General features: G+C 60.1%; 12 protein-coding genes. All 12 read right to left on the reverse strand.

Annotated elements, in window-relative coordinates:
- Positions 1-151: 151 nt before the first annotated feature.
- The 12 genes from B5G06_RS10100 to B5G06_RS14050 all read right to left on the reverse strand — a co-directional run bounded on the left by B5G06_RS10100 (position 152) and on the right by B5G06_RS14050 (position 11,338).
- Positions 152-1,489 carry an MATE family efflux transporter gene (locus tag B5G06_RS10100; RefSeq protein ID WP_087188949.1) on the reverse strand — a complete coding sequence of 446 codons (1,338 nt, stop codon included), beginning with the start codon at positions 1,487-1,489 and terminating at the stop codon, positions 152-154.
- Positions 1,490-1,649: 160 nt separating this feature from the next.
- A complete protein-coding gene (gltA, locus tag B5G06_RS10105; RefSeq protein WP_087188950.1) occupies positions 1,650-3,047 on the reverse strand; it encodes an NADPH-dependent glutamate synthase in 1,398 nt (465 codons plus the stop codon).
- 15 nt (positions 3,048-3,062) lie between these two features.
- Complete coding sequence (locus B5G06_RS10110) at positions 3,063-3,920, reverse strand: sulfide/dihydroorotate dehydrogenase-like FAD/NAD-binding protein (RefSeq protein WP_087188951.1); 858 nt, start codon at positions 3,918-3,920, stop codon at positions 3,063-3,065.
- A gap of 189 nt (positions 3,921-4,109) precedes the next feature.
- Positions 4,110-5,030, reverse strand: a complete 921-nt coding sequence (locus B5G06_RS10115) for a sensor histidine kinase (protein WP_087188952.1) — start codon at positions 5,028-5,030, stop codon at positions 4,110-4,112.
- 69 nt (positions 5,031-5,099) lie between these two features.
- Entirely contained in the window at positions 5,100-5,846 is a 747-nt protein-coding gene (locus tag B5G06_RS10120; RefSeq protein ID WP_087188953.1) for an ABC transporter permease subunit, read from the reverse strand.
- A gap of 24 nt (positions 5,847-5,870) precedes the next feature.
- Entirely contained in the window at positions 5,871-6,626 is a 756-nt protein-coding gene (locus B5G06_RS10125; RefSeq protein WP_087188954.1) for an ABC transporter permease, read from the reverse strand.
- Complete coding sequence (locus B5G06_RS10130; RefSeq protein ID WP_087188955.1) at positions 6,619-7,539, reverse strand: ABC transporter ATP-binding protein; 921 nt, start codon at positions 7,537-7,539, stop codon at positions 6,619-6,621. Before B5G06_RS10130 ends, B5G06_RS10125 begins: the two co-directional genes overlap by 8 nt.
- A 100-nt stretch (positions 7,540-7,639) precedes the next feature.
- Positions 7,640-8,329, reverse strand: a complete 690-nt coding sequence (locus B5G06_RS10135; RefSeq protein WP_087188956.1) for a response regulator transcription factor — start codon at positions 8,327-8,329, stop codon at positions 7,640-7,642.
- A 24-nt stretch (positions 8,330-8,353) separates the two neighbouring features.
- Positions 8,354-10,078, reverse strand: coding sequence for an Rqc2 family fibronectin-binding protein (locus tag B5G06_RS10140; RefSeq protein WP_087188957.1), 1,725 nt, complete (start codon positions 10,076-10,078; stop codon positions 8,354-8,356).
- Positions 10,069-10,482, reverse strand: a complete 414-nt coding sequence (locus B5G06_RS10145) for a Mini-ribonuclease 3 (RefSeq protein WP_087188958.1) — start codon at positions 10,480-10,482, stop codon at positions 10,069-10,071. Before B5G06_RS10145 ends, B5G06_RS10140 begins: the two co-directional genes overlap by 10 nt.
- A 61-nt stretch (positions 10,483-10,543) precedes the next feature.
- The gene (locus tag B5G06_RS10150; protein ID WP_087188959.1) at positions 10,544-11,086 is read right to left on the reverse strand and encodes a hypothetical protein; all 543 of its coding nucleotides are present in this window, start codon (positions 11,084-11,086) and stop codon (positions 10,544-10,546) included.
- A gap of 105 nt (positions 11,087-11,191) precedes the next feature.
- Entirely contained in the window at positions 11,192-11,338 is a 147-nt protein-coding gene (locus tag B5G06_RS14050; RefSeq protein WP_158094694.1) for a hypothetical protein, read from the reverse strand.
- Positions 11,339-11,422 lie beyond the last annotated feature (84 nt).

The following is an 11,422-nucleotide window of genomic DNA, read 5'->3' on the forward strand; positions in this document are numbered from 1 at the left end:
TACTACCATTTGCTTGAATTCCGGTGTGTAGCGCTTGTTTGCTTTCCCTTTTGGCATAATAAAACACCCCACTTGTTATCCAGTATATCATACTGTCTAACAAATGGGGTGCAGTTCATTTGAGGTCCTCAGCGGGGACTTTTTCATTCTGTTATGCTACGTTCTTTGCGATTTTCCAGCGGTTGGAGCGGTAGAACCACCAGCCCACCGGCACCGAGCTGGACACCGCAATGCCGCAAGCCAGATAAACACCGTAAATGCCCATAAAATGCTCCAGAATCACCGCCAGCACCAGACGGACCACGATGCAGTTGAGGAAGGAGTTCCACATAATAAACACCGTGTGGCCCGAACCAGTGGCCAACGTGTTATAGGTGTACATACCTGCATAGAAGAGCTGGCATACAATCTCAATCCGCAGGTTGATGACGGCCCAGTGCTGAACCTCCGGGTCGGGGGTGAAGATCATCACCAGCCAGGGAGCCAGGACCTCGGCCAGCACGATGATGACTGCCGCCATACCCAGGGACAGCTTCATACAGGTCTTCATCACCTGCTCCGCCCGGTCGTACATCTTGGCGCCCAGGCACTGGGCGCACATGGTGCCGGCGCCGGTGGTGAGCGCGGACAGGAACAGCTGGCAGAAATCCCGGATTTTATTGGAGGCTCCGTTACCGGCAGACACCGCCACACCGTATTTGTTCACCAGGCTCAGCACCACCAGCCAGGAAATGCTGGCGATGGTCCACTGGAGGGCCACCGGCAGACCCAGCTTCAGGGTCATACCCACCACGCGGCGCTCCGGGCGCAGGTACTTCAGCCGCAGGCCCAGGCTGTCCCTATGGATCAGGCTGAACACCAGGGCTGTTATAAAAGACACCGCCTGACCAATTACAGTGGCCATAGCCGCGCCTGCCACACCCATCTCATAGACCGCCACAAACAGAATGTCCAGGATTACATTGAGGCTGACGGACACAATGATGCAATACAGCGGGATGCGGGAATTTCCCACCCCCCGCAGAATGGCCGACAGTGCGTTATACCCAAAGATGAACAACAGACCGATGCCGCAGATTCCCAGGTAGGCCACCGAATCCTCCATGGCAGGGGCTTTCAGCAGCGTCAGGAAGGGCCGGCCCAACAGCAAAATCGCCACAGTAAACAAAATACCGGTGATAACGCCCACCGTGAAGGTATTACCTGCCGCTTTCTTGCGCTCCTCGTCCGCGCCGCTGCCAAAGTAGCGGCCCACCAGGATGTTGCCGCCCACCGTCAGGCCTATGGCCACCTGGGTCAGCATATTCATGATGACGCTGGAGGTATTGATGGCGGAGATACCGTTATCTCCGATGAAATGACCGGCGATGATAATGTCCGTGATGGAATAGATGGCCTGCAGCAGGCTGGATGCCACCAGGGGCATGGCGTATCGAATCAGCTTGCGGCTGACACTCCCCTCGGTCAGATTGTTCTGAAGGGCGGGCATACCCATCCTCTCCTTTTCTCTTTCTTATACATGGTATAGTGTACCGCGCCGTCCTTCTCCCTGCAATCCCCACCTTTTGCTCAGTCACTTTCTTTTTAGTAACCAATTTCATATCAAATAAAGCGGGGCCCGCCGGAATCCGGCGGGCCCCGCTGAACTTTTATTTGCTGTGCTTTTTGGTCAGGTATTCGTGCATGGAGGCGGCTGCCTTCTTGCCAGCGCCCATGGCCAGGATCACAGTGGCTGCGCCGGTAACGGCATCGCCGCCGGCATAGACCCCTTCCCTGCTGGTAGCCATAGTCTCCTCATCCACCTGGAGACAGCCCTTCTTATTGGTCTCCAGACCGGGGGTGGTGGACCGGATCAGGGGGTTGGGGCTGGTGCCCAGGCTCATGACCACAGTGTCCACGTCCATCACGAAGTTGGAGCCCTCCACCACCTTGGGGGCACGGCGGCCGCTCTCGTCGGGAGCAGTGAGGCGCATCTTGACGCACTCCAGGCCGCCCACCTTGCCGGTGCCGTCGTCCAGTACCCGCACAGGATTGGTGAGCAGCATGAACTCGATGCCCTCCTCCTTGGCGTGGTGGACCTCCTCCTTACGGGCGGGCATCTCCTCCTCGTCCCGGCGGTAGAGCACATAGACGTGCTTGGCGCCCATGCGCTTGGCGCAGCGGGCGGCGTCCATGGCCACGTTGCCGCCACCGATGATAGCAGCGGAGCCGGAGATCTTCAGGGGGGTGTCGTATCCCTCCCGGTAGGCCTTCATCAGGTTGATACGGGTCAGGTACTCGTTGGCGGAGTACACGCCCGCCAGGGTCTCGCCCTCGATGCCCATGAACATGGGCAGGCCGGCGCCGGAGCCGATGAACACGGCCTCGTAGCCCTCCTCAAACATCTCGTCGATGTCGAAGGTCTTGCCGATGACCATGTCGGTCTCCAGATCCACACCCAGGGCGGACAGCTTGTCCACCTCATTCTGCACGATGGCCTTGGGAAGACGGAACTCGGGGATGCCGTACACCAGCACGCCGCCGGCGGTATGGAAGGCCTCAAACATGGTGACCTGATAGCCCAGCTTGGCCAGATCGCTGGCGCAGGTCAGGCTGGCAGGACCGGAACCCACCACCGCCACCTTGATGCCGTTGCTCTGGGGCTTCTCAGGCATGGCGTTGATGTTCTCCCGGTACCAGTCGGCCACAAAACGCTCCAGGCGGCCAATGGCCACAGGCTCACCCTTGATAGCACGGACGCAGCGGGCCTCACACTGGCTCTCCTGGGGACACACACGGCCGCTGACGCTGGGCAGGGCGTTGGTGTCGGAGATGATCTCATAGGCGGCCTTGAAGTCACCCTCGGCCACCTTGGCGATGAACTCAGGGATGCGAATATTCACCGGGCAGCCGCCCACGCAGGGCTTGTGCTTGCAGTTGAGGCAGCGGCCGGCCTCCTCCATGGCCATCTCGGCAGTGTAGCCCAGAGAGACCTCCTGGAAGTTATGGTTGCGTACGTTGGGGTCCTGCTCCGGCATGGGGACCTTCTTCAAACTCATATTAGGCATTGTATCAGTCTCTCCTTACTGGATCATTTCCTTGGCAAGCTGGTCCATACGGCAGGCGTGGCGCTCCTTCTCCTCCGCCTCCTGAGCACGGTAAACCGCATTGCGGTTCATCAGCTCGTCAAAATCCACCTCGTGGCCGTCAAAGTCGGGGCCGTCCACACAGGCAAACTTCATCTTGCCGCCCACGGTGACACGGCAGCCGCCGCACATACCGGTGCCGTCGATCATGATGGGGTTCAGGGAGACGATGGTCTTGATGCCGTAGGGCTCGGTGGTCTTGGACACAAACTTCATCATGGGGATGGGGCCGATGGCGATGACAGCATCATAGTGGATGCCGGAGTCAATGAGCTCCTTCAGCTTGACGGTAACGAAGCCCTGCTCGCCATAGGAGCCGTCGTCGGTCATAATGTAGCAGTAGTCGCTGACAGACTTGAACTCGTCCTCCAGAATGACAATATCCTTGGAGCGGAAGCCGGCGATCACGTCCACCTCCAGGCCCTCGGCATGGCAGGTCTTGGCCTGGGGATAGGCAATGGCGCAGCCCACGCCGCCGCCCACCACGCAGACGCGCTTGGCGCCCTCAGGCAGCTCGGTGGGCAGGCCCAGAGGACCCACAAAGTCCTGGATGTGGTCGCCCTCATTCAGGTCGGCCAGCAGCTCGGTGGTCAGGCCCACCTTCTGGAAGATGATGGTGATGGTGCCCTTCTCACGGTCATAGTCGGCAATGGTCAGGGGGATGCGCTCACCCTGCTCATCCAGCCGCAGAATGATAAACTGTCCCGCCCGCGCCTTCTTGGCGATCAGGGGGGCTTCAACCTCCAGCAAGGTAACGCTGGGGTTCAGCACCTTCTTGCGTACGATCTTTACCATAGTATTCAACCTCTTCTTCTCAATAACAATCTGCGGCACGGTTTCCCTTCACGGCCGCTTCCGCCATTTTTATGACTGCCCAGTTTAGAAAACCTTACAGCCCCAATGGTTTGCGGCCTTCCAGTCATACGGATAAACGATATCAGTTTTCCCTTACTTTGTCAAGCGGCAATCACCGCCTTTGGCACATCATCCAAAGCTTCGCCCCTGCCAAAGGGGCCACTGTACCCGAATGGCAAACATACCGTTTTCCAGTTCAGCGGTCAGTTGGCAGCCCATCTGCTCCGCCAGAGTTTTGACAATGGCCAGGCCCAGACCGGTGTTGCGGCCGGTGCGCATTTTATCGGAAGTAAAGAAGCGATCGAAGATATGGGGCAGGTCCTCCGCCGTCAGCTCATCGGTCTCGTTGGCAAAGAGGCTCACCACCTTGTCCCCCTCCTGCCAGAGCCGGACGGTCATCTTCCCCTGTCCGTGGTCCAGGGCATTGCGGATCAGATTGGTGAATACCCGCAGTACGCCGCCGTTGTCTGCCTGCACCGGCGGCAGATACTCAGACAACTCCACCGTCATATCAAAGTGCCGGTCGGTAAAGTCGTTGTAGAAGGCGGCCAGCAAACCGGACAGGCTGGTATAGAGATTCACCGGTTCCTGCTCCAGAGGATACTCTCCCCCTTCCAGCCGGGACAGGTCATAAAAGCCGGTGATGAGACTCTGCAATGCCTTGGCCCGGCTCTCCACCACCGCAAGGTACTCCCTCCGCTCTCCCTCCGGCAGCGAAGGGTCCTCCAGCAGCTGAAGATAGCCCAGGATGGAGGTCAGAGGGGTACGCAGGTCGTGGGACACGTTGGCAATCTGCTGGCGAAGGGAGCGCTCCCGCTCCAGCCAGCGGGACTGGTCCTCCCGCCGCAGCTCCAGCAGGTGGTTGACCCCCTCCAACAGTTCCTCCGCCGCCCGGTTGGGTACCGCCATCCGCAGCCGTGCGGTGCTGTCTCCCTGGGTCAGCTCCCGCAGTTGCTCCGCCGCCTCTTTTAACGCCCGGTACTGTGTCCAAACCCACAGGCCCAGTCCGGCGCATACTGCGGCCAGCAGGATACAAAGGATGATCGTCATGGTCCCATCTCCTCTCCAGCCCAAGCGGGCGTGCCGCAGGAAGCGGCACGCCCGTGGAAAAGTTTCTTTTTACTTGATCTCCCGCCGCCGGAACCAGAGCAGGCCCAGCGCTGTGGTAAATACCAGCCAGCCTATCCCTACAGCCCAGCACCAGAACTGGTACTCCCAGGTAAGCCAGCCGGACAGAAAATCAGGCATCAGCAGGGATGCTGGCATTAAAATCGCCTGAATCAAACTGCCGACCCGGCCCTCGGTACCCATGGCCGCCAGGGCCACCAGCACAGGCTGGCCAAAGAAGCTGAGGATATAATAGAACGCCATCCATGCCGCCGTGCTGGGGATGAGCAGGGCCATCATGTGGCACAAGCTATATATCCCGCACCAGACGGGAAGGGCCCCCAGCAAAGAGAAGCCTACCACCGCCAAAGCAACCAAATCGGCCTCCCGGGAGTAGTGAGGCAGGGCCAGCCAACCCACCAGCAGGTAGCTTCCCAACAGCAGCAGGCACAGCACCAGCCCCAGCATCAATCCGGCCAACAGCTTGCCCCAGTAGATCCGTCCCCGGCTCAGCCCGAAGGACACCTCATTTTTTAAGCTCCCCAGGGCCTTGCCGTCCACGATCTGGGTAAGCAGCGGGGCAACCAGCATCCCCAGCAGCATGGTAGTGGAGGCAGCGGAGGCCATTTGGGAAAAGTCGTCAGCCTCCAGCATCATAAAGGTGAACAGAGCGGTACACACTCCCAGAAAGAGAACCAGCCCGTAGATTCCCTTGTGCCGGAAGGCCTTCCACAGCTCCGCCTTGATGTAGTTGAGCATATGTCTCCCTCCCGGCTCTGTCTGTCAGCGGATCTCTTTTTTCCGGAATGCCAGCAGGCCTACCAAAATGGACCCCGCCAGCACCACCAGGCCTACCACCCAGCACCGGCCCACATAGTCCCACTGGAAGGCATAGAGATGCAGCTGCTCCAGCATAACGGCGGGCATAAATTGCCGGATCATTTCAAAGGTCGGATGGATGAGCAGACCGCACAGTTGGAGGATGGAGGGCACCACACCCAGCAGGGCCACCGCCACAAAGGCGGCCAGGGTGGTGTTGCGCACCAGGAAATAACAGGCCAGTACCACGCCCTGGGCTCCCAGCCACAGGGGGAGCGCACCGGCGAGGGTGTAGCCCACCAGTGCCAGACCGGTCTGGTCCAGTTCATTGTGGGGCAGCAGCACCCAGCAGCCTGCCATATAGAGGGCCACCATCACCACCGCCGCCAGCAGTGCCACCAGGGTAGCCACCGCCAGCTTGCCCAGGTAGATCCGCACCCGGGACACGCCGTAGGACACCTCATTTTTCAGAGTGTTGTGCTTATACTGCTCAGAAAAGACCATGTCGCCGGTGAGGATGGTGGCATACAGTCCGATACTCAGCATCATGGGGATCATGATGACGGCGGAGTAAAAGTCCATTTGCGTGTTGCCGTTGGACCAGGTGAACCAGAACCCCCACAGCATCAGCCCCTCCAGGGCCAGCACCACCAGCAGGGTCAGGTAGAGATACTTTCTCCGGAATACTTTATAGCATTCAGCGGCCAGATAGTTACGCATGACGGACACCTCCGATCATGGACAGGAAGTAGTCCTCCAGGTTGGCCCCCCGGCTCTCCAGGGAGCGCAGGGCTACGCCGCCCTCCACCAGCACCTTTGCCACTGTCTGTGGCTGGTCCAGGAAGCTGTACAGCCGCAGGATACCGCCGGAGAGCACCTCGTAGTCCCGGGTGCCCAGCTTCTGCTCCAGCACCAGGGAGGCGGCGGAGGGGTCCTCCACTCCTACCTCGATGCAAGCCCGGCACTTCTCCTCCAGATCCCGGGCGGTGATCTGCTCCAGCATGACCCCGTTGTCGATGAAGCCGTAGCAGGTGGCCAAGTTGGCCAGCTCCGGCAGGATGTGGCTGGAGATCAGAATGGTGGTTTGCCGCTCCCGATTGAGCTTGAGCAGCAAGTTGCGGAACTCCACAATGCCCTCCGGGTCCAGTCCGTTGATGGGCTCGTCCAGCAGCAGGAAGTCGGGCCGGTTCATCAGCGCCAGGGCCAAACCCAGCCGCTGCTTCATGCCCAGGGAAAAGTTCTTAAAGATCTTTTTCCCGGTGTTGGCCAGGTCGGTCTCCTCCAGCACCTGGTCCACCGTTCCCTTGCCGGGGATGCCACGCTGGATGCGATAGTATTCCAGGTTCTGCCGGGCGGTAAGGTAGGGGTAGAAGCTGGGAGTCTCTACCATGACCCCGGTGCGGGCACGCACCTTCATCAGGTCCTTACCCGTGGCCCCGAAGAGGGAGAGCTCCCCCGCCGTAGGCACGGTCTGACCGGTCACCATGCGGATGATGGTGGTCTTTCCGGCGCCGTTGCGGCCTACCAGGCCATAGATCTGGCCCTTCTCCACCGTCAGCTCCGCCCGGTCCACCGCAGTGTGGGCCCCGTACCGCTTGGTCAGGCCCTTTGTGTGTAATACGGTATCTGTCATAGGGCATCAGCCTTTCTCTTGGTTTGTGATGCCAGTATACAGGCAAGTCAATAACCGGGCTTTAAGCAAAGGTGAAGAATGTTTAAAGTTGGGTGTGATCTTATAAATCGTTCAGTTTGAAGCCGATACCCCACACCGTTTTGATGTACTCCGTGGGGCTGGCCTTGGCCAGCTTGGACCGCAGATTGGAGATGTGGACGTTTACCGTATTGTCGTCCCCCATATACTCCCCGCCCCACACCTGCTGGTAGAGCTCCTCACGGGTAAAAACCTTCTTGGGATGCTCCATCAACAGGGCCAAAATGCGAAATTCCCGGGCGGTGATGGTCACCGGCTTGCCGCCGGCAGTGACGGTGACACCCTCCTTGTCCAGCACCAAGTCCCCGTGGGTAAGCACAGCCCCGCCGCTCCCCCGGTCAAACTGTTTGTACCGGCGCAGCTGGGCCTCCACCCGGGCCAGCACCTCGGCGTTGTCGAAGGGCTTGGGGATGAAGTCATCCGCCCCCAGCCGCAGCACGTTCACCCGATCCTCCAGCCCCGCCTTGGCGGAGAGAACGATGATGGGCATGGTTTTACGCCGGCGGAGCTGGGCAATGAACTCCTCCCCGGTCATGCCGGGGAGCATCAGGTCCAGCAGCACCAGATCATAATTATACTGCTCCGCCCACAGGGCGGCTTCACTGCCCGAGTAAGCGGGCCGGCAGTTGTAGCCCGCTCCGGTCAGGATCTTGCACAGCAGGTTATTGATATCCTGGTCGTCTTCCACCACCAGGATGTGGCAGGTCTCCATATATGATCTCCTCCTGGTCCCCGGTTATTTCACCCGCAGGCGCTTTGCCAGCTCGTGGTCCGGGTCCACCACGGCGGTCTGATAGGTGGTATACACCACCATGCCCGGCCGGGCCCCGGCGGGCTTCTTCACATATTTCACCGGGGTGTAGTCCACCGGCACCCGGGTGCTGTCCCCCGCCCGGGAGAAGGTAGCCGCCAGAATGGCCGCCTCGGTGAGGCTCTGGGCGTCGGCCTCCCCTCCTTCCAGCCACAGGATCACGTGGGAGCCGTGGATCTTCTGGGTGTGGAGCCAGATGTCGCTCTTATAAGCCATCTTGGTGGTAAGCTGGTCGTTCTGGCTGTTGTTCTTGCCCACAGTGATGCGTAGGCCGGTGGTGGAGCGGAACTCCATGGGCTTGCCCGCCACCCGCTTCTCCCGCTTGGCGGCAGTCTTGGCCCGGCGGAGATAGCCGGTGTCAGTGAGCTCCTGGCGGATCTCCCCCAGGTCCCGCTCCCCTTCTGCCAGGCGGATGTTCTCCAGCACGCTGTTCAGATACTCCAGCTCGCGCTCGCCCTTCTCAATCTGGATGGTGAGCATCTCCTCCGCCTTCTTAGCCTTGTTGTAGTCCTTATAATACTTGGCGGCGTTCTGCTGAGGGGTGAGCAGGGGGTCCAGCTTGATCTCAATCTCACCATAATCCGGGTCGTAGAAGTTCTGGGCATGGAGTACCGCCATCCCCTTCTCCATCCGGTGGAGATTGGAGGTGATGATGTCTCCCTGTTCCCGCAGCTTCTCCCGGTCAAAGGTGGCAGTCAGCTCCTTCTCCTGGTTGGCCAGCTTGCGGGCGGTACGGTCTCGGGCATTGGTCACCGCCTTCACCAGATCCTGGCCCCGCTGCTTGACCCGCTCCGCCGCCTCCCGGCGCTCATAGAAGCCGTCCAGCAGAGTGGAAAAGCTGTCCTGGCGGATGCTCTCAGTCTCCGGCCCGTACTGGAGGATGGGCAGGAAGGAAAAATCCACCGGTTTGCCTTCCCGCATCAGCAGATAGGCTGTAAAGTTATTTTGCTGTACAATATTTTGCAGCTTGAGCAGCTCCTGAACCAGGCCCTCCTCCCCTCCGGCCCGGAACACGATTTCCCGGGCAATCAGGGGTGAAAGGCCAGTAAAGGTATCCATCAGCAGCTTTTCCGGCTCTTTTCCCATGGGATTATCCAGGGCCGCCCTCAGCCCGTCCTCATCCAGTGTAAAGGGATTCAGCTTGGCAGGCGGAGCAGGGAGCCGATAGAACAGGCCGGGCAGCACCTGGCGCTGTCCTCTGGACAGGTCGCCGTCAATGCGGCGGATACAGTCAATGATGCGCCCCTCCCCGTCCAACAGGATCAGGTTGGCGGAGCGGCCCATGGCCTCCAGCACCAGACGGCGCTCCACCCGGTCCCCCAGTTCGTCAATGGTCTCCAGCTTAAAGTCCAGAATACGCTCCAGGGGGGGCTGGTTCAGCTCCAGAATGCGGCCGCCCAGCAGGTGCTTGCGCAGCAGCATACAAAACATAGGGGGCTTGTCCGGATTCTCCCGGTTCAGGGTGGTGAGGTAGGCCCTGGGGTGGCCGGGATTGGCGGAGAGCAGCAGCTTCAGATTCTCGCCCTGCCCCCGGAGGAAGAGCACGATCTCATCCCTGGTAGGCTGATAAATCTTGTCGATCTTCCCCCCCACCACGGCCCGGCGAAGCTCCTCCGCCACGGCGGTCAGGCACAGTGCGTCTAACGGCATTCCTCTTCCTCCATCATTACGGCAAACAGTTCATTGAGCCGGTCGGTGCGACCCTGAAGCCACAGCCATCCGAACAGAGCCTCCAGGCCGGTAGCAGCCTGGTAGTCCGCCCGACTGGCATTCTGGGGCACGCTGTGAGGGCTGGTATTGCGGCCCCGACGGAACACGTCCTGCTCCGCCTCCTCCAGCAGGGGGAGGATCTTCTCCACTGCTCTAGCCTGGGCGGGAGCCGCCACATAGCGGACCGTGGCCCGATGGAGGCCCTTGGAGGTGGCCTTGCCGTGGAGACACAGCCAGGAGCGCACCATCAGCTCAAACACACCATCCCCCAGATGGGCCAGTCCCAGGCTGCTGATCCCCTGGATCAGTTCCGGCTGGGCATTCAGATGAAAATAATCGGTCATAGTTCATTCCTCATTTGTAAATAGGATCTCATTCTGTCAGTATAGCGCAAACAAAGTGAAATTACAACAGATCGTCCAGCCGGGGGCAGCCGCCGGGCCGGAAGGGAAAACAGAGATAGTCCCGCCCCTCCAGCGTTTCCAGCCGTGCAAAGCAAAACAGCGGCGTCAACGGAAAAGGCCGGTCTTTCCGATACAGATAGGCCATAAGAAAGCCACGCTCGTCCCGACAGATCAGAGCCGGACCTTTGGCGGCAGCGGCCAGTAGCGGCTCCCCCATCAGCCGGCCGGGATTGTCTTCCCGCCGCCACCCTGCCGGAATCTTCTCTGCCCCATCAAAAGAGAACGCCAGTACGGCCTGACCGCCCTCCGGCGGCCAGGCACCCTGCCGCTCCAGCTCGCTGATCGTCAAGGTACGCTCCAACCGCAGGACACCGCCCTGGGGCACAAAGGTGCCCAGCAGGGCTTTTCCTCCCCCTCCGGTAAGCCAGCACTTGTACAGTCCTTTGCCGTCGTTAGGCAACTGTGCGGCACACACCGCACGGTTCTTCTCCTCCCGCACCGTGAGCCAGCCCCGGCCCTCCCACAGTGAAAACCGCCGCTCCATACCCCGTCCCCCCTTTCTGCCATTCTATGCGCTCCGGGGACCGGACAGACGAACCGGGGGGATGCCTTGTTTGGCATCCCCCCGGTTTTTTCTATGGGTATGGACTCAGCAGCAGCTGTTTCCGCAGCCGCAGTTGTTGCCGCAGCTATTACCACCGCCGCAGCAGCAGCACAGCAGGATGATGATCAGAATGATCCACAGGCAGCTACCGCCGCCAAAGCCACAGCCACAACCATTATTGCACCCCATCATAGAAGTACCTCCCGGTTTAAATGTTAGAAACCTGGAGCTGGCGGCGGAGCTTCCCGCTGTCCGGCCCGGTCTCATTCCATACTA

It is taken from the genome of Flavonifractor sp. An52 (assembly GCF_002159385.1).
GTDB lineage: Bacteria > Bacillota > Clostridia > Oscillospirales > Oscillospiraceae > Flavonifractor > Flavonifractor avicola.